The sequence below is a fragment of the Bacillus sp. OTU2372 genome, assembly GCF_038440275.1.
Taxonomy (GTDB): Bacteria; Bacillota; Bacilli; order Bacillales; family Cytobacillaceae; genus Neobacillus; species Neobacillus bataviensis_B.
On the sequence record NZ_JASATK010000001.1, the window covers coordinates 677,437 to 697,666 of the forward strand.

Annotated in this window: 18 protein-coding genes; all 18 read left to right on the forward strand. The window is 40.7% G+C overall.

All coding sequences use genetic code 11. The annotated features are described in order from the left end of the window. Positions 1-8 precede the first annotated feature (8 nt). Positions 9-296 (forward strand): hypothetical protein, encoded by a 288-nt coding sequence (locus AAHB15_RS03285; protein ID WP_098995920.1) that lies wholly within the window; start codon positions 9-11, stop codon positions 294-296. 15 nt (positions 297-311) lie between these two features. Continuing rightward, on the forward strand, positions 312-776 hold the full coding sequence (locus tag AAHB15_RS03290; RefSeq protein WP_342041726.1) for a flavin reductase family protein: 465 nt from the start codon (positions 312-314) through the stop codon (positions 774-776). Between the two features lie 416 nt (positions 777-1,192). After that, on the forward strand, positions 1,193-2,392 hold the full coding sequence (locus AAHB15_RS03295) for an MFS transporter (RefSeq protein WP_342041727.1): 1,200 nt from the start codon (positions 1,193-1,195) through the stop codon (positions 2,390-2,392). 276 nt (positions 2,393-2,668) lie between these two features. Beyond that, positions 2,669-3,514, forward strand: coding sequence for an alpha/beta fold hydrolase (locus AAHB15_RS03300; RefSeq protein WP_335572364.1), 846 nt, complete (start codon positions 2,669-2,671; stop codon positions 3,512-3,514). A gap of 122 nt (positions 3,515-3,636) precedes the next feature. After that, entirely contained in the window at positions 3,637-4,290 is a 654-nt protein-coding gene (locus tag AAHB15_RS03305; protein ID WP_342041885.1) for a GntR family transcriptional regulator, read from the forward strand. 32 nt (positions 4,291-4,322) lie between these two features. Continuing rightward, a complete protein-coding gene (locus AAHB15_RS03310; protein WP_335572363.1) occupies positions 4,323-5,516 on the forward strand; it encodes an acyl-CoA dehydrogenase family protein in 1,194 nt (397 codons plus the stop codon). 91 nt (positions 5,517-5,607) lie between these two features. Then, a complete protein-coding gene (locus AAHB15_RS03315) occupies positions 5,608-6,561 on the forward strand; it encodes a VOC family protein (protein WP_342041728.1) in 954 nt (317 codons plus the stop codon). 46 nt (positions 6,562-6,607) lie between these two features. Beyond that, positions 6,608-7,090 carry a flavin reductase family protein gene (locus AAHB15_RS03320; protein WP_335572361.1) on the forward strand — a complete coding sequence of 161 codons (483 nt, stop codon included), beginning with the start codon at positions 6,608-6,610 and terminating at the stop codon, positions 7,088-7,090. Positions 7,091-7,180: 90 nt separating this feature from the next. Beyond that, the gene (locus tag AAHB15_RS03325; protein ID WP_342041729.1) at positions 7,181-9,040 is read left to right on the forward strand and encodes a XylR N-terminal domain-containing protein; all 1,860 of its coding nucleotides are present in this window, start codon (positions 7,181-7,183) and stop codon (positions 9,038-9,040) included. Between the two features lie 195 nt (positions 9,041-9,235). Then, positions 9,236-10,549: an MFS transporter gene (locus AAHB15_RS03330; protein WP_335572359.1), complete on the forward strand. Its 1,314-nt coding sequence runs from the start codon at positions 9,236-9,238 to the stop codon at positions 10,547-10,549. A gap of 226 nt (positions 10,550-10,775) precedes the next feature. Then, a complete protein-coding gene (locus AAHB15_RS03335) occupies positions 10,776-11,615 on the forward strand; it encodes an alpha/beta hydrolase (RefSeq protein WP_342041730.1) in 840 nt (279 codons plus the stop codon). A gap of 14 nt (positions 11,616-11,629) precedes the next feature. Then, positions 11,630-12,583 (forward strand): VOC family protein, encoded by a 954-nt coding sequence (locus AAHB15_RS03340; protein ID WP_335572357.1) that lies wholly within the window; start codon positions 11,630-11,632, stop codon positions 12,581-12,583. A 59-nt stretch (positions 12,584-12,642) separates the two neighbouring features. Further along, positions 12,643-14,151 carry an FAD-dependent tricarballylate dehydrogenase TcuA gene (tcuA, locus tag AAHB15_RS03345; protein WP_342041731.1) on the forward strand — a complete coding sequence of 503 codons (1,509 nt, stop codon included), beginning with the start codon at positions 12,643-12,645 and terminating at the stop codon, positions 14,149-14,151. A gap of 61 nt (positions 14,152-14,212) precedes the next feature. Further along, positions 14,213-15,385, forward strand: a complete 1,173-nt coding sequence (locus tag AAHB15_RS03350) for an acyl-CoA dehydrogenase family protein (RefSeq protein WP_335572355.1) — start codon at positions 14,213-14,215, stop codon at positions 15,383-15,385. Positions 15,386-15,417: 32 nt separating this feature from the next. Next, a complete protein-coding gene (locus tag AAHB15_RS03355) occupies positions 15,418-16,287 on the forward strand; it encodes an FAD synthetase family protein (RefSeq protein WP_335572354.1) in 870 nt (289 codons plus the stop codon). Between the two features lie 790 nt (positions 16,288-17,077). Next, the gene (locus AAHB15_RS03360; RefSeq protein ID WP_335572353.1) at positions 17,078-17,965 is read left to right on the forward strand and encodes an isocitrate lyase/PEP mutase family protein; all 888 of its coding nucleotides are present in this window, start codon (positions 17,078-17,080) and stop codon (positions 17,963-17,965) included. 26 nt (positions 17,966-17,991) lie between these two features. Next, positions 17,992-19,413 (forward strand): FAD-binding protein, encoded by a 1,422-nt coding sequence (locus tag AAHB15_RS03365; protein ID WP_335572352.1) that lies wholly within the window; start codon positions 17,992-17,994, stop codon positions 19,411-19,413. Positions 19,414-19,459: 46 nt separating this feature from the next. Then, entirely contained in the window at positions 19,460-20,197 is a 738-nt protein-coding gene (locus tag AAHB15_RS03370) for an SDR family NAD(P)-dependent oxidoreductase (RefSeq protein WP_335572351.1), read from the forward strand. Positions 20,198-20,230: the final 33 nt, after the last annotated feature.

The following is a 20,230-nucleotide window of genomic DNA, read 5'->3' on the forward strand; positions in this document are numbered from 1 at the left end:
GCCTCTAGTTGAATCCAAATCAAGGAAATAAACCAAAAGGAGCCTTAAAGGAACTTTGGGTGGGGATTGGGATTACAGTTGGAATATATTTGCTTGGATTATTGATCTTACTAGTATTCTCAGGTTTATTTTTTCCTTATCTATTACTAGCCGCGATTGCTTTGATTGTTATTCCAATTGTCTGTTTCACAAAAGGAAAGACTCGTATGGGGCAGGGGGCATTAATTGGCTTAGCGTTAAATATATTGTTATTTTCAGCCTGCTTTGGAATCATGATTACTAATCTAGGTGGATGAGGAGGAGTTGTGAGGATGGATGATCGTCAATTTCGCAACGCGATGGGCAAATTTGCTACCGGGGTAACGGTAGTGGCTACAGAAGTGGAGGGCAGTGTACATGGCATGACGGCTAATGCCTTTATGTCAGTATCATTGAGCCCAAAACTTGTGGTTGTCTCGATTTCTGAAAGAGCTCAGATGCTTGAAAAAATCAACCAAAGCGGAAAATTTTCAGTTAATATCCTCAGTAGTTCACAGCAGGACTTATCGATGATTTTTGCTGGACAGCAGAAAAATCATCAAGAGGTTAAGTTTGAACGTCTAGGGGAGGTTCCCGTTTTAGACGGTGCAGTTGCACAAATTGCTTGTGAAGTTTCTGCGGCACATATCGAGGGAGACCATACCTTGTTCATCGGCAGGGTAACGGACATCCACATCGAAGATTTTGAGCCGCTCATTTATTTTAGTGGAAAATACCGCACGCTGGCAGGAGAATAATTACATTCAATAATTTTTTCCTAATAATGTAGATAGTTATCAAAAAAAAGAAGCAGATAGACAGTTTAATAGTAAAATTTTATTAGAAACCGTAAGGGAAAAATGCGCTGAAAAAATTCGGCGTATTTTTTGTGTTTTTGCGAAATAACGTTCACTTTTTTTAAAAATAAAAATATTTTGAATATATTGACAAGTATATTTGGCCTATGTAGAATTACAGTTAGTAAAAGAAAGCGCTTTTTTACCATTTTTGTTCAGTTATTATCCAAAATATGTAATGTTAAAATTTTAGTTTTAGTAAGCTATGACTTTTTGTCTGTTGTTCTTGGTGGCCAACAAAGCAACAGAAAGCTATTCTGTATAATCACCTCTGGGTAACATCTTTGCATCTATTTTAGATTATAGGAGGTTCCACAATGGCAATGAAGACCATCAGTAGAAATTTTCTTAAGTTTTTGGTTGTAATTCTTGCATTCCAAGATGTAGCTGCAGGGGTAGCAGGATCGATCATGGCAGATATTATTAAAGCATTTCCAGACTACGACCCGACGATTGTCATGCTAGTCGCAACCTTTCCAGGATTAATTCAAATAGTCCCAGCCCTCTTTTATGGCAAACTTTCCAAAACGTTTAAGAAAAGAACACTTCTTTTTGTTGGTCTAGGTCTATTCATCATCGGTGGTACGCTGCCAACTTTTATGGACAGTCTGCCATTGATTATTGCGATGAGGGGAGTTTTAGGGTTAGGTGTTGGAATTACTATGCCTTTATCAGTGGATGTAATTACTGATTTCTTTGAAGGTAGAGAAAGAGATTTCTTAATTGGCTTTGGGACCTCCACGATCGCCTGTATTGGGGCTATCTTTTTTCAGCTAGTGGGTGGGATTTTAGCTGATGCCTATGGCTGGCAATATGGGTTTTTAACGTACCTCTTCCCAATTTGGATCTTAGCTGTAACGATTCTTTATTTGCCGGAGCCTGAAAAGAAACAGCCGATTGAATCAGCAGGAAATGAAACTCGGGTAAAGGTGAAATTACCAAAAGCAATCTATTGGGTGTGCCTTGGACAGGTTTTATACTCAGGACTCATTTTTGGATATGTTACGAATATTTCCGTTGTTATTCAAGCAGATAAATTAGGAAGTGCAACTGAGGCGGGCTTGGCTATCTCTGTTTTTACCTTTGGAACACTGCTTGCCGGGTTTCTATTTGGGAAAATCAAGCATAAGCTGCCGAATTATTACTTGCCGATTGCAGTCATCATAACAGGAATTGGGATGGCGATCTGTTATTTTGCACCTTCCTTACCAGTCATATTTGCCGGAAGCTTAGTCGGCGGCTTTGCGATGGGGGTTGGACTGCCAGGAGTATTTACAAGGGTTACCGAGCTTACACCGGCTGGAGCGGCATCCGGAGCTGGTTTAGTGGTTGTCGGTCAAGGGCTTGGCGGAATTCTTGGGCCATTTGGGTTCCAAGTAGTTCAAAATCTGTTTCATCAAGGAATTGGCAGATTTCCTTTAGCGGTAAGTGCTGTTGGGTTAATTGTATTATCCGTAATTTGGGCTTTAACGGTGAGAGCCCCAAAAAGAGATTTAGAAGTGACCATCGGACAATAATCCTTATAAACTACTAAATGTAAAGCTGAAATGATGAAATGAGTATGTTTCATTATTTTAGCTTTACTGTTTTTTGGTTTAAAACAGTACGGATGGAACTGAAAATAAAAAATAGTTAGAATATATTGACAAGTGAAAGTGGGTGAAGGTAGAATTATAGTTAGTTAAAGAAAGCGCTTTAATTTGACTATTTAACTCTAAAATCGGATAAAATTAAACAATTAAAATTTTAGTAGTGAGTAAAAGACAATGATTGTGCAGAATGGAGGTAGGAATATGACATTTGTTAATACGAGGAAAATTGAGACTGGAAACTATCAGACTTATATCCATGAGGGTGGAGAAAAAACAGCTGAAACGATTATTTTTCTTCATGGAAGCGGACCAGGGGCAAGTGCAAACACAAATTGGAAGCATATCTTACCGCATTTTAAGGAAAAGTTTTATGTCATCGCACCTGATATTTTTGGATTTGGTCAAACTGACCACCCAGAAGAATATCCAAAAAATGGCGCTGAATGGATGAGTGAGCGGGTGCAGCAAGTTTTATCCATAATGGATACGTTAGAGATTGAAAAAGCCCACTTGGTTGGCAACTCCCTCGGAGGTGTGATCGCCCTGCATCTCCTTATGTATGCTCCGAATCGATTTGAACGTGTGGTATTAATGGGGGCTGGCGGTGGGTTAACGGAACCAACTCCAGAGCTTGCCAAACTGGCAAACTTCCATAAGGATCCTAATCCGGTAGCCTTTAAAAACTTATTAAGCTGGTTCTTATATGATAAAAGCGTGCTTGAAAATGAACTCGACGCCATAGTGGCCGAGCGATTAGAGATGTTTTTAAAACCGGAAGTACGAAGATCTTACGAGGAAAATTTCACCAAATCACATCTTTCAGATATGCTAATCCCACCTTCTGCATTAAAACAAATGGACCATTCGATCTTACTTATCCATGGACATGGAGATCGATTTGTCCCAATGGAAAGCAGTCTTTATGTTATGGACTATCTGCCAAATGCTCAACTCCACATTTTTAAACGCTGCGGCCATTGGGCACAGGTAGAGCAAAAAGAAAGATTTATCAAATTAACATCCGATTTTTTCAACGGTGAACTTTAAAATCAACCTTCCCATACACCGTTGCTCCCCTATTATTAATCGTTTAGATAATAATAGACTTCATGAAAAAATTACCATAATATAGGGGTAACTAAATCCTTGAAAACTAGTAGGTGTATGTGATGAAAATTGAAAATGCTTATCGTTATATAAAAAGATTAATTATCGAAGGGATCTTAGAGCCCGATACCGCCATTAATGTGAATGAAATTTCCGAGACCTTAAAGATGAGCCGGACACCAGTACACAAAGCGCTATCCAAGCTGGAACAAGAAGGCTTTCTTTCAATCGTTCCACAAGTAGGTGTCTATGTGAAACGACCTGACCCTGAAGAAGTATTAGAACGTCTGCTGGTCTGCGCAAATCTGGATGCATTGATGACCGAGCAAGCGGCATTATTATTAACGCAAAAAGAATTTGCCTATATGGAGTCCATTTTAGAACGAATGGATCAACCGGAATTGTCTGCTGAAGAATATGGCAGCCTCAACATTGACTTTCACCGCACAATCTATGAAGCCTCTAAGTTAACCTATACCTTCAACTTGGCAAAACAGCTTTGGGATTATCTGAATTTTGTTGGAAACCCGGAGGACTTATTCACAAGTGACCGGCGGCAACAATCACAAATCGAGCATTGGATGATTTTCTATTACCTGAAGGAAAATGACAGCAAGCTGGCTAAAAATCTGATGGAAAAACATATGCGTCGAGTAGCCAAGCTGGTTGGTGAAAATTATCAGGGCATTGAACTAAAGCGGCATATCCTAAGCTAGTCCAAAAACTACTAATCCAGGAGGTCCTATTAATGGAGCAAAGTGTGGTTGAATTAAAAAAAGAATTGGTGGAGAATGCTCGGTCCCTGATCCCAACATTACGGGAACATAGTGAGGAAATTGAAAAAACAAATACCTTACCTCAGGCAATAATTGAGGAAATGAAAAATAAAGGCACCCTTAAAGTGTTACGTCCCCATCTCTTTGGCGGTTATCAAACCAATATGCGGACCTATTCCGAGGTTGTAACGGAAATTTCGCGAGGAAATGGATCGGCGGGCTGGTTTGTGGCGTTAAGTAATATAAGGGATTATATGATCTCTTATACGTTTGGTCAAAAAGCACTAAGCGAAATTTACCCTCCTGGAAAAGATGTAGTGCTGGCCGGTAACTTTAAGCCAATCAAATGCAATATTAAAAAGGTAGATGGCGGCTATTTTATCGAAGAAGCACAATGGCCGTTTGTTTCAGGCAGTCCCCACGCTGACTGGTGCTATTTTGGCTTCCCGCTTGTCGATGACAACGGCGGGATCGAGATGGCGATTATGGTTATTCCTCGGGACGAGTTAGAAGTACTAGATGACTGGTATGTAATGGGTCTTAAGGGATCAGGCAGTAATAGCTGCAAAATCCAAAACGTCTTTGTTCCTGAACATCGCGTGTCGTTGGATCGGCTGGCAAGTAAAGGACATTATTTAATTGATCCGCTTAAGGATGTTGGTTTATATCGTTCGTCCTTTGTGCCTTCTCTAACCTTATCGATCGTTGCCCCGGCATTAGGACTTGCTCAGGCTGCAATGGATTTATATATGGAGAGACTTCCAAAGGCCGGGATTGGAAACACCTTCTACAATAAGCAAAATGAGGCACCGATCACTCATCTGCAGGTTGCGCAGGCACAGCTTAAAATTGATTCTGCAGAACTTCATCTCTATCGGGCTGTAGACAAAATTGATGACTATGCAGACCGGGGAATCGTTATGGATAGAGCTGAAATTGTCAAAGTTAAAGCGGACTTTGGTTATGTAAATCAATTATGTAAGGAAGCGATTGATCTCCTTGTTGCTGGAGTAGGTTCGATGTTTACCTATGAGACGAACGCATTACAAAGGGTTTATCGGGATTTCTTGACTATGCATTTACACGGCTTTATTACGCCATCTAGTTTAATAGAAACTTACGGCAGAATACTGTGCGGACAGGAGCCTAACACTTATTTTGTATAAACAAAACTTCTAGAGCAACGGCAACAGCAAGCGCAAATTTTAAAAAAATGTAAGGGCTTTCCTATTAAATAATAGTCTAGGAGGATTCAAAATGAGTTTACCAGAGATTGCAAAGTTAGGACATGTTGCATTAGTGACGGAAGACTTAGAGAAGTCACTTTGGTTTTATATGGAAGTCATTGGCCTCGAAGAAACTGAAGTGGTAGACGGGACCCATTATTTACGTGCCTGGGGAGATTTTGAACACCATACCCTTTCAGTCACAGCAGGAGACAAAAATCATCTCGACCATATCGCCTGGAGAACCAAGCGCCCTGAGGATGTAGAAGGTTTTGCTAATCTATTAAAAGAAGCGGGGACAGAAGTTACTTGGATTGAGGCGGGAGTTGAGGCCGGGCAAGGCAGAGCCATCCGCTTTCAATTACCGAGTGAACACCGCTTTGAAATTTATTATGATATGGAGAAAACGTTAGCTGAGCCATCAAAACGCTCCGTCTTGAAGAATCAGACCTATAAGTCCTGGGCACGCGGGGTATCGCCACGACGAATTGACCACGTAAACCTGTTAACATCTCTCAAAGCGAATGTTATTTCGGACTACTTAAAGGAGAAATTAGGCTTTAAAATGAGGGAATACGTAAAAGCACCGGATGATTCCTTAATTGGGGCTTGGTTAAGTGTAACGCCATTGGTTCATGATATCGCCGTCAGCCATGATCCATTCTCACCAACAACACATCAAATCCATCATATTTCCTATTGGCTCGATAATTCTCAGGACCTGTTAAGAGCCGCCGATATTTTAAAAGAGAATGGGATCTTTTTTAAAGGACCTGGTAAGCATGGAATTTCACAAGCTATGTATATCTACGCTATCGATCCAGGCAGCGGTTTACGAGTGGAATTGTTTACAAACGGTTACTTAATTTTTGAACCTGACTGGGAGCCGATTGAATGGACATTGGATGAGTTGGATATCGGCTTTACATTCTGGGGCGACCAAATGGACAATAAGCCAGAAAACAATCCGACAATTGAAGCATAGCGTTTTTAATATGACAAAGTTTATCGATAGAAAGGGGAACAAAGGGATGGATGATCGTCAATTTCGAACAGCAATGGGGAAATTTGCAACAGGTGTAACCGTGATTGCCACTGATATGGATGGAGATGTACATGGAATGACAGCGAACGCCTTCATGTCTGTTTCACTCGACCCAAAGCTGGTTGTCATTTCGATTGGGGAAAAGGCTCGTATTCTTGAAAAAATAAAACAGAGTAAGACATTCTCTGTGAATATATTAGCGGCAAATCAACAAGAACTGTCGATGATTTTTGCAGGCCAGCTAAAAGAGCATCGAGAGGTAATTTTTGACCGCCTTGATGGGAAGCCGGTATTAGCTGGTGCGGTTGCCCAAATAGCTTGTGAGGTATCAGCCGAACATGTGGAGGGGGACCATACCCTCTTTATTGGCAGGGTAACAGATATTCAGCTTGAAGATGCCGAACCGCTCATTTTTTACAGCGGCCGTTACCGTTCATTAACCGAAGAAGATGCTGTAACGCTTAAATAACGATGTGAAAGACTCCTTGTATGAAACAATAAGGAGTCTTTCTTGTATAAAGAATGCTTCTATTCTAATTAGTCGATAAGGGGTGTAGCCATGAAGGGAAACCTGGCTAATATACTGGAGCTAACTACTAGTGAAGAAAAGAATAAAAAAATGATCACCACTTCCTCCGCATTTGGACTGTTACGTAAAGGCATTATTGAGAATTTGGGAATGACAAGGGCAAAGGGATTTCTGCTTCGTTACGGTTGGAGTCTTGGTGTTACCGATGCCGAGGAAGCAATGAAAAAAACTTCCAATATTGATGAACTCCTTCAGCAAGCTTCGATCCTTCATTTAAGCACAGGCCATATTAAGGATATTCAATCGGAACGAATTATCGAAATGAGCGATTCTGACACGATCAAATCGATCCTTGGCAAAGGAAAATGGATTGATTCCTTTGAAGCAAACGAACACCTAAAGCATCATGGTCAATCAGATATTCCAGCCTGTCATACCTTAACCGGCTATGCTAGCGGGTATATGTCTACTGTTTGTAAAAAAAGTGTCATTGTAAAAGAAATTAGCTGTATTGCCAAGGGGGACCTCGAATGCTGTTTCGAAGCGAGGCTGCAGGAAGATTGGAGTGCTGAGATTCAAGAGGAATTAAAATTTTATAACGAAATTAATATCATCGAGGAACTGGAGTATACCTACGAGCAATTATTAGAGCAGCGCAAACTTGTTGAAATGGTTTCCAAATTCCATAAAAAATTAACGGAAAGTGTCTCTAATGGGAGTAATCTTCAAGACATAGCTGACATTACCTTTACACTACTAGGCCTGCCCATTTCCATTGAAGATTTAGGCTTCCAAAAAATTGCTTATGCAGGAATCAATAAAGAAGATTACGAAAACTTAAGTCTCGAATTAAAAGATAGTTTGGTCCGAAAAAGTCGAAAAAACAATCCGAGTCTGCCATTGTTTACTGAAACAACTAGATTGAAAACAGTACACCAAGAACGCCTGATCACACCGATTATTGTCCAAAAAAAGGTAATTGGTTATTGCAGCTTCCTCTATCCCAAACGTTCAGAGACTAGTACAGAAGACAATAACATCATGTTTATTGAACGGGTAGCAAATGCCGCCTCCTTGTATCTCTTGAATGAAAAAACCAGCTTTGAAGCTCTGGAAAAAATGAAGGGTTACTTTTTGGAGCAAATCCTAAAACGCCAATATTCTGCCCGAGAAGAGGTGATTCATCGAGGCAGGTACATGGGTATTAATTTAGAAGAACCGTTTTATGTGGCAGCATTTGACTTAAAGGAAAAGGGGAATACCTCAGGCTTTAGGAAAGACCAATACGACCAATTTCTCGAGACCATTGCCAAGTATTTAGATATCCAGGGGTATAAAGCGTTAATTGGCCAGTATGGAGGTCAAATTATTATGCTGATCCCCGAATCAGCTCAACTGTTAAGTCATCTTGGTAAAATGATAAAGCATGTTGAAACAACGCATTCCCTCTATGAATGTAAAATGGGAATTAGTGACTCCTCTGAAGAGATTGAGAGTGTTATGGAAACCTTAGAAGAATCATTGATTGCCTTAAGGATGGCAACAGGAAAGAAGATAATTCATTTTAAAGATTTAGGAATTGTCGGTGTGTTGATTAATTCCAAAAATGTGAGCGGAATTAAGAAAATAGCCAAACAAGAATTAGGACCGCTCTTTAAACTAGGCGAGGCCAAACAAAAGGAATTAGTTAAAACCCTCTATGTGTTTCTAGCGAATGGAGGTAAACTGCAGCAAACGATGGATGATTTGGCCTTATCCATGAGTGGGCTTATGTATCGAATTAATAAAATTGAAAGCCTGCTTCATAAAGATTTACGTGATTCCACACAAAGTTATCAGTTGCAGTTAATTTTAGATTCACTTTTGGCATTAGGGGAACTAGAAATATAATCCTGCTAAGCATTCCATCAAGAGGAGTGCTTTTTTTGTTTGAAAAACCAATAAAAATTACCGAAAAATCATTTCCAATATAAATTATTTAAAAATCACAAGAAGTTAACTACTATTTATTCTAGAAAAAAATGATTGAATTTTCTAAAATCATTAGATGTAAGGGTTTTCATTAATGGATAGGGGGAAACGATATTGAATCAAGGTCAATCGATTGAAAAAAGTACGGTCAAGAAAACGATGAAAAGAATTTTGCCGTTTATTTTACTTTTATATGTTGTGGCTTTCTTGGACAGGGTTAATATGGGCTACGCTGCCTTAGAAATGAATGCTGATTTGGCCTTAACCGCAGAGGCATTCGGCTTACTGTCAGGCTTATTCTTTATCAGCTATTTTATCTTTGAAGTTCCAAGTAATTTGATTATGCACAAAGTAGGGGCTAAATTGTGGATTTCACGAATTATGATTTCGTGGGGAATTGTGGTGATCTTAACAGCATTTATTCAATCCGCCACTCACTTATACATTTTACGGTTTTTACTGGGCGCAGCTGAGGCAGGCTTTGTTCCTGGAATCGTGCTTTACTTAACCTATTGGTTTCGAAGCCGTGAGAGGGGGCGGGCAACCGCGTTATTTTTCGTTGCCTTGCCATTAAGTGCGTTAATTGGAGCACCACTGTCAACTTGGATTATGGACACCATTACGTGGGGGGGTTTAGCAGGCTGGAGATGGATGTTTATTATGGAAGGAATACCGGCTGTACTTTTGGGGATTGTCGTTTTATTTTATTTGACCAATAAACCTGCCAATGCGAAGTGGTTAACCGAAGCGGAAAAGACTTGGCTCGAAGGGGAATTGGACAAGGAGCGATCCTTGAGTGCGAAGTTAAATAAAACCTCCCATTTAGGTATGTTGAAGGATTCAAAAGTTTGGAAGTTAGCTTTATTTAATATAGCTGGTTTTATTGCAGTCAATGCCTTGTCATACTGGATGCCAACGATCATTAAATCTTTATCTGCCTCGTCTACAACCAATCTGCAGATCGGATGGCTAGCCATGATTCCTTCCATTATAGCTATTCCCTCTATTCTGTTTACGGGTTGGAATGCAGACCGAACGAATTCACACAAAAGGCATTTAGCAGCATGTGTAACAGTGGCGATGATAGGCTTTTTAGGTTGTGCATTCGTGTCAAGTGTTCCAATGATGGTTTTAATGCTTTCGATTACTTCAGCAGGACTATATGGGATATCCGGAACTTTTTATGCTTATATTACCTTCTTTTTCTCTGAATCAACGGCACCAGCTGGCATCGCGTTAGTAAGCACTCTTTCCTCATTAGGGGGATTTGTGGGGCCGATGATTATGGGCATTTTCAATTTTACTCAAGCCATGTTTATCATTGCTGGCTTTCTTCTAATCAGCTTGATTACTCTTACTACACTTAAATTACTCCCTAATAATAAGTCAGATATGGTAGAAGACAGTATCATAGAAGTACCAAATTAATAGAGTCATTAGGTTACCGTACTTAAGTCCGGGCGTAAAACCCGGATTTTTTTACGTATAAAATTTCTACCAAAACCAATAAAAAATAGTTAAAAATAGAAATAAATCAAATGGTTTTTTCTCTAGAATTAAAATACTCAATTTTTTAAAATTTAATCAAGAACTAGATTGTAAAGAAATGTAAAGGGTTTCATTAACGCCTTACTTAAAGAGGGGAGAATTTAATTTGGATCGGATCAAACAAAAAGTAATTAAAACCAAAAACTTTGAAACATTTCTTAATCGTACAGGGGAAGGAAACTCAGAGGCAATTTTATTTTTACACGGATCTGGACCGGGTGTCTATGCATGGGCGAATTGGCGCTATGCATTAAATGCCTGCAGTGAGCACTATGATTGCCTTGCTCCGGACCTGCTTGGTTTCGGCAATAGCAGCCATCCCGAAACGCTGCCAAAGAATCGCCAGGGCTGGACCGACCTTTGGGTCAATCAACTCATCGAACTGTTGGATGAATTGGGAATTCAAAAAGCTCATGTAGTGGGCAATTCGTTAGGTTGTTCGATCGCTCTTGAATTACTCTTGGAGCATCCGGAACGGTTTAGAAGTGCTGTCTTAATGGGACCGGGCGGGACACCTAATACCAAACTTAGTACGGAGCTTGCCCGTGCGAAGGGATTCTATGATAATCCGTCGGAAAAGAAAATGCGTCAGATTATGAGCTGGTTTGTCTATGATGCTGAAAAACTAGCACCGGAAATTGATGCCCTGGCAGAATCCCGTTATGAAACTGCGATGCGTCCGGAAATTCAACGATCCAATGATGCCATCTTTGCTACTGCTGCTGTTCCGATACCGGTTACGGCTTTAAAACGAATTCAACACCCTATTTTATTAGTACACGGACGAGACGATATGGTTTGCTCAATTGAGTCAAGCTATTACCTGCTATCTTATTTGCCAAATGCCCAGCTTCATGTCTACGGTCAAACAGGACATTGGACGCAAATTGAACAGAAAGATAGTTTTAATCAATTAATCCAAGATTATTTTTCTAATAAACTCTAATGGAGGTTTTGGGAATGACTTTACCGGAAATTGCAAAGCTGGGACATGTGGCGCTTGTTACACCCGACCTTGAAAAATCACTGTGGTTTTTCAGAGATGTAATAGGCTTGGAAGTAACCGAAGAGAAAAATGGGATCTATTATTTGCGTGCTTGGGGCGACTTTGAACATCATACGCTTTCCCTTACAAGGGGCGCGCGAGGCTATATTGATCACATTGCCTGGAGAACCAAGCGTCCTGAGGATGTCGAAGGGTTTGCGCAGCTGTTAGAACAAGCTGGAACAGAAGTCAGATGGATTGAAGCAGGCGAAGAGACAGGGCAAGGACGGGCCATCCGGTTTAAACTGCCGAGTAATCATTCTTTCGAAATCTATTATGACGTAGAAAAACCGAAGGCAGATGAAAAGAGACGATCCGTCTTGAAAAATCAGACCTATAAAGCCTGGGCGCGCGGCTGCTCACCTAGAAGGTTTGACCATGTTAATATTGCTACTTCGATGGATGTAGGCGAAATTATTGACTACTTGGGAAGCCAATTAGGCTTTAAGCTTCGGGAATATGTTAAATACAATAGTGGTAAAACAGTTGCGGGCTGGATGAGTGTTACTCCTTTGGTACACGATATTGCTGTCATTTCAAGACCCCAGGCGCAAACACCAAACCAGCTGCATCATATTTCTTATTGGCATGATAACGCCCAAGACATTTTAAGGGCTGCTGATATTTTAAAAGAAAACGGGATTAATTTTATCGGACCTGGAAAGCATGGTGTATCTCAAGCTTTTTATCTCTATGTATTAGATCCTGGCAGCGGCTGCCGAGTGGAATTGTTTAGCGGTTCCTATTTAATATTTGAGCCCGATTGGGAGCCTGTTGAATGGACAGAAGAAGAGCACTCGATTGGTAACACCTACTGGGGGGATTCCGTGATGGATAAGGAAATGAATAAGCCGACCATTGAAGCTTAAATAAAGTGCTGACTCATCACCATATTGAGTCAGCTTTTTTAAAAGAAAGGGAGAGGTTTGTGACTGAAATAAGAAAGTTTGAAACAGATATAGTGGTTGTTGGAGCAGGTAATGCCGCTATGTGTGCAGCCATATCTGCACGAGAAAATGGTGCTTCGGTCACGGTACTTGAAAAGGCCCCGGAATCCGAAAAAGGCGGAAACAGCACATACACGCATGGTTCCATCCGGTTTGCTTATGACGGCGAGGAAGATTTAAAACAAATCATGCCTGACCTTACAGCGGAAGATTTTGCAAACACAGACTTCGGATCCTACCCGGAAGAAGAATTTTTTCATGATATGTGCCGAATGACGGAATACCGCACCGATCCAGAGCTCGCATCACTCCTAACTGGCAATAGTTTTGAAACGATGAAATGGCTTGTGTCCCATAAGATAAGATATGTGCCGATTTATGGCCGACAAGCATTTAAAGTAGATGGTAAATTCAAATTTTGGGGCGGTATGATTGCTGAATCGGTCGGCGGTGGTCCAGGTTTAGTCGGGTCACTGTACGAGGAAGCCTCCCGGTTAGGTGTGGAAGTATTATTTAATGCCATGGCGTCAGAACTGATTCATGATGACGAAGGAGTTCATGGGGTTATTTTTAAATATAAAGGGAGAACCTCGGAAGTCCGTGCTAAAGCCGTAATCTTAGCTTCTGGGGGCTTTCACGCCAACCCGGAAATGCGGACACGGTATTTAGGTCCGAAATGGGATTTAGCTCATGCTAGAGGCAGCCGTTATAACACGGGTGAAGGGATTCAAATGGCATTAAATATTGGTGCAATTGCCAGTGGAAACTGGTCAGGCTGCCATTCGGTGGGCGGAGACCGTTACCTGCCGGAATTTACAGAAGGTTTTCAAAGGCTAAGCTATCCATTTGGCATTATCGTAAATGCGGAGGGTAAACGCTTTGTTGATGAAGGCGCAGACTTTCGCAACTATACGTATGCAAAATACGGCAAACTGATACTGGAACAGCCTGGGCAATTTGCCTGGCAGATATTTGATCAAAAGGTGTCTGGTCTATTACGGGAAGAATATCGTGGCAAACAAGTAACAAAAGTCAAAGCAGATACATTGGAAGAATTGGCTGAGAAGCTTGACGGTGTCGATCCAAACGGATTTTTGCAAACTGTGAAGGAGTACAATGAGGCGGTCCGGGCTGATATTCCGTTTAATCCTAATATCAAGGATGGCAAGTGTACAGAAGGGCAGGCGGTTAGGAAATCCAATTGGGCAAATACCCTGGATGAAGGCCCATTTGAAGCCTACGCTGTTACATGCGGCATCACCTTTACTTTTGGCGGGTTGAAAATAAATTCGAACGCCGAGGTGCAGGATATTTTATATCAATCGATTCCAGGATTATATGGAGCCGGTGAGCTAGTAGGTGGTTTATTCTACTTTAATTATCCTGGTGGTGCAGGCTTAATGGCAGGTTCTGTTTTTGGAAAGATTGCAGGTGAAAATGCTGCACGATTTATCCATAAGGCGAAGGAAAGCGATGGTCTAAAGATATAAGTTGATGAATTTCAATTCATTAAAATAAACTTGGAGAAAAAATGAAAAAGGGGTGCGAAATATGGTAAACAATGTATTGGATGAAAACAAATCTGATTTGAGTTTGTTATTAAAAGGGGCAGAAATGGTTGGGAAAATTGCAGAATCGGAAGCGCTCGAAGCAGATCAAAACAAAACCGTTTCAAAAAATGTGATTGATGCGATGAAAGAAGCTCGACTATCCAAGTTATTACTGCCGAAAAAATACGGAGAGCCTCAAGTAAATTTAAGAGAGTATTCCCAGATTATCCGCACGATTGGAAAATATAATACCTCTGCTGCTTGGTTAACTTTTCTTTATTCCATCCATAATAGTTTAGTAGCTTTTATGACGAAACAGGGAGCAGAAGAAGTGATTAATCAGGGGGGATTAATCGCAGATATCTTTGCTCCCATAGGGAAAGTGGAAAAGGATGGGGATGGTTTTCGGATCACCGGTAAGTATAGTTTTGTAAGCGGAATCTTATATAGCGACTGGGTTTCTCTTGCAGTGAGAATAAAAATAGACGACAACGAAGAGAATGAACTATGCATGCTGACATTACCGGTATCTGATGTACAAATAGTGGAAAATTGGGATACGTTAGGACTTAGGGGAACAGGAAGCAACCAGGTAATTGTCGATAATGTCTATGTGCCAAAGCAACATCTAATACGGCTTACTGTTGCAGATCGTACAGGCAGACCTCCTGAAGGTTATGATAAAGACTATCCTCTTTATGATGTTCCATTTTTCTCATCTTTTTGTATCGGATTCCCTATGGTCGCGCTAGGCGGCGCAGAGCGTTTATTGGAGGAATTTAAGAAACGGACGGAAAAGCGGGTCCGATTAGGAGGAAATTCTGCTAAAGATTCCCGTCATCAGGGGGTATTAGCAGAATTAACGATTAAATATTACGAATCAGAAGGTCTATTAGACAAATATATTTCTTTATTAGAAAACTATGAAATGGGAAAAGAAGATAAACGTGGTGAATTTGCTGCAATTAGGGCAAAAATCACGAAAAACGTAGCGGACATTGCCGTGAAAGTTTTGTTGACACTTGGAGGATTTTCGATGTTTAAAGGAGATCCGATCGAAATGTTCATACGCGATCTTTTGGCAGTATGTACACATCGATCCAATCTTTACGAAGACTCGGTTGAAGCGTTTGGAAAAACACAATTTGGCTTTGACGTATCGATTAATGGGTAAGGCTTAATGTGAACTAAGAAGGAGGCACCTGCATGGAAACGATTTATTTGAATCCAGATAATCTGACACACTGGCAGCAAAAGGCAAAACCGAGCGTCATGGCGCTAGGATTTTTTGACGGCATTCATATCGGTCACCGTGAAGTCATTCAAACAGCTTTTAGGAAGGCAAAAGAGGAAAATCTACTTTTAACGGTAATGAGTTTCTTTCCGCATCCCAAAACCGTTTTATCAAATGGAAAAACAAAAGTAGAATATCTAATGCCGTTACCTGAGAAAGAGAAACTGTTCTCTGAACTTGGTGTCGATATTTTTTATATTGTTGAATTCGATCGGGAGTTCGCATCGCTGTCGCCAGAAAAGTTTGCTGCTAAATATTTACTCGATCTCGGTGTGGTCCATGCAGTTGCTGGTTTTGATTATACGTATGGCTTTCGCGGTGAAGGGAATATGGAACGCTTGAAACGAGATTCAGGCGGAATCCTCAAAGTTACAAAAGTCAATAAAGTCGAATGCCGTGGAGAGAAAATTAGTTCAACAAGCATTCGGGAAAAATTATCAAAGGGAAATGTAGAGGACTTGCCTGCCTTTTTAGGACGTTCCTATGAAGTGGGATGCGAATGGGAGGGCGGTGCGTTGAAAGTTAAACCTTACTATACTCTGCCAGGTCAGGGCAAATATGCTGTTACGTTAACAAGCGGATGTCATTCACAAGAAATAGAGGTATTTGTGACAGGTGAAAACGAAATGATCCCACTTCTAAATGTTTCGGAACGATTCTTAAAGAGTGATTCAGCGGTTTCGGTTACTTGGCACCAGCGGTTAACCGAAGATAGAAGGAATTCAATTAGCGAAAGGGATTGGTTACACTCTTCGAAATACAGTTTTGTTTGGAATGGATGATAAGATAAAAAAAGAAAATATTCAGAGCTATATAACGGCAAAAACTCTAAAATTTTTTTAAAAATATTAGCAAAAAGCTAACTTTGAACAGAACCCAAAAAGGTGGACTAAATAAAGTAAAACACAATCAAATCGAAAACCTTGTAGTCGGAGTAAATGAAACGGCAAGTATGTTATGTTATCCAATGCCGGAGCGTTGCCATCCCAAAACATAACAAGATGCTAAATTTAGTATCCCTTTTATGGTTGCGTTTACATTTGTGCGTGGAAATGTCAATTTGAATAATCTTCCAGATAAGGCTCTTATGAATTCGCAAGTATTAGAATTGTCAAAGCTTGTAAAGATTGAACAGACACAACCTAATACTCTTGGGCTTCCTCAAGGTGATATTAAGGTAATAACTCCTTAAGGAACTAAAAGACAAATAGAACGTTGCCTTCCTATAGTGACTTTTGATGAAGTTAAGAATAAATTTATTGATTGTTGTTTATTTGCAAACATAGATGCTCCTGAAGAAGTATGGAACAGGATAAGTAATAGTCTTGATTATTACTTATTAAATAAATTACCTCTAATTCACCATTAATCTTGAAATTAATAAGTAAAAAACACTTTACCTCTTTTTAAAAATTTTTCACCATTTCAAAAACTATTAAATTGATTTTCTAAAAGAAAAACTAGTAAAAATTATTGGTAAATTGCCAAAAATCGAATAGTTTTTACCTTTGTAATTAATGTTTTAATTTTCTAAAATTTAAATGTGCATAAATAAAAAAGGAGATCCAATAAATGAATAAAACAAAAAAGTTCCAGGAACTTTTGAAACAACGAGGATCATTTATCCTGCCAGGAGCTTATGATTCTATGTCTGCTAGATTAATAGAAGAAATGGGGTTTAAAGCAATATATGCCACAGGGGCTGGAATATCTAATGCCCAATTAGGCTGGGCCGATGTCGGGCTGACTTCTTTAAAAGAAGTGGTTGATATCGTAGCTCGCATGGCAGATGTAACAACAATTCCGATCGTCGTCGATGCCGATACAGGGTTTGGCAATGCCATTAACGTTATGCGGACGGTTCGTGAGTTTGAACGAGCTGGTGTTGCGGCTATTCAAATGGAAGACCAGGTTTCACCAAAGAAATGCGGCCACTTCAATGGAAAAGATGTGATTTCAAAAGGTGAAATGGTTGGAAAAATCAAAGCAGCCTTGGATACAAGGGAAGATGAAAACCTGGCGATTATTGCCCGGACTGATGCATTAGCTGTAAATGGGATGGAGGATGCCTTGGACCGGGCACATGCATATGCGGAGGCTGGAGCTGACATCATCTTTGTAGAAGCACCTACGACAATGGAACAACTGCATCAGATTACTAGCTCATTAACCGAGATACCCCAAATCATTAATCTGGTAGAAGGCGGTAAAACCCCGCTGATTTCTTTAAAAGAAGCGGAAGAGATTGGCTTTAAGATCATGCTTTGTGCGAATACCGTTCTTCGATCAGCGATTAAAGGTATCACGGAGTCACTAAAAATCTTAAAAGCAGAAGGTTCACAAGAGAATGTTCACGAGTTGATCTGTACATGGGAAGAACGCCAATCCCTCTTTAAACTCAATCAGATTAAAGAATGGGAAAACAAGTTTGCAGAAAATCATTCATTAATTAATAAGTAACAACTCATTTAGAGGAGGATGCTGAAGTGGTGAGAGAAGTAGATTATGACATTGTAGTTATTGGATGTGGAGTGGCTGGTACCTCAGCAGCATTATCTGCTGCAGAAACAGCGAAAAAGTCAAATAAAAACTTAAAAATTGCTATCCTGGAACGGGCCGATTATGACCACAGGGGCGGGAACTCCCGTTGGACAGCTTCATATATGCGAATGAAAAATCTCGATGAAGTAGCCGACAACTTCGTGGAAGATATGCTGGGTTTTTCAGACAACTATTCCGATCGAGAGTACATAGAAACTCTCGCCGAGAACGCCGGCAGCACATTACGGTGGGTAGAGGAAAAAGGGGTTGAGTTCGACTACCTGCCAACGATGTTTTTAACCGCATCGAAGCCGCGTTTATTGCCAGTGGGCGGCGGACGGGCGATTATTGACACATTAGCGCGCCGTGCAGGTGGACTGGGTGTTGAGATTATTTATGAAGCGGCAGCTTGGAAATTACTTTTAGATGAAGAAGGTACCGTCAATGGGTTAATGATCCGTGTAAAAGGCGGAACATCCCTCCAATTAACAGTCGGAGCAGTTGTATTGGCTTCCGGTGGATTCCAGGGAAATCAAGAGATGATGGCCCAATATGTTGGCAGAGATGCCCATAAGATTCGGACAGTTGCCGAGGGCGGCTTATTCAACAAAGGGGAAGGCATTCGGATGGCGATGTCTATCGGGGCAAAAACAGCTGGCCAGTTTGATTCGTTCCATGCTGAACCGGTCGACCCAAGAAGCAAGCGGGAAGAAGCGGCTGTCATGACCTATCCTTACTTCATTTTGGTTGATCAAAATGGAAACCGTTTTGTCGATGAGGGAAAAACAACTGTTGACGAGCAATATGAAGAAGTAGCCCGGAAAATCTTCCATGATCTTCCTGGTCATATCGCCTATATGATTGGTGATCAAAAAATGTATGACATTCCAAATTATGAGCGCGCAGTAGAAACGGATAAACCTGCTATAGTTGCTGACACGCTTGAAGAATTAGCCGAGAAGATTGGTGTGCCGGCTGAACAATTAGCAGCTACCGTGGAATCCTATAACGCCGCCATTCAACCGGGTGAATTTCACTGGGATAAAAAAGATGGCAAACAAGCGGTCGGAATAACCCCTCCAAAGTCTAATTGGGCAATCCCTATTGATCAGGCACCTTATATAGCCTATCCAATTGTCTGCTCGAATGTTTTCACAAATGGCGGTTTGGCTACCGACACAAATGGCCGTGTCTTATCACAGGATCAAGATGCCATTCCTGGTTTATATGCGGTGGGTGAAACGGCAGGGCTGTATTACGGAAAGTATCCAGGCGGAACATCGGTATTAAGAGGGCTTGTATTTGGACGCAGGGCCGGGGAACATGCCGTATCCTATGTGTGTCAGTCAAAGAAACTCGAGGTTTAAGCAAAATTAGATAAAAAGCCATTATGTTACGTCATTAAAGGAAAGGATGATTTTCTTGGAATTAAAAGGCAAGGTAGCCTTTGTGACTGGCGGCGGCCGGGGAATAGGCAGGCAAACCTGTATTCTACTAGCCAAACAAGGTGCCAAAATAGCTGTTTTTTCAGATAACGAAGCGGAAAGCAAAGATACGGCTGCTTATATTAAGGATGAATTAAAAGGGGAAGCCATCTCCATCTTCGGAGATGTTCGTTCCGAATTCAATGTCTATCAAGCAGTACAAGAAACAGAAGAAAAACTCGGCTCCGTTGACATATTAGTAAATAATGCTGGTGTAATGAGTTTAAAATCATTTCTAGAAACAAGCGTGGTAGAATGGGACTTTTTACAAGATGTCAATGTAAAGGGAAGCTTTTTATGTTCACGGGCAGTCGTGCCGAAAATGATTGAAAAAAAGCACGGCGTAATTATTAATCTTTCATCTATTTGGGGAACGAAAGGTGGTCCCGATCGAAGTGCATATATTACATCAAAATATGCGGTCATCGGTTTCACCAAAGCATTGGGTGAAGAATTAAAGCCATACAAAATTAGAGTAAATGCTGTCTGCCCAGGTCCTGTAGACACAAAGATGATGGTTGATTTAGCACCTGATGTGAATAAAGACAATTGGCTGCGACCTATAGATATCGCCAATGTCATTGTCGATTTATGTTTGCCTAAATCTGTTGCTGTAACAGCCACTGCCGTGGAAGCATTTGGCAGCGGTCGGCCTGTTAACGTATAAAAATATTAATTTTAATAGTTGGAAGGGGAAAGA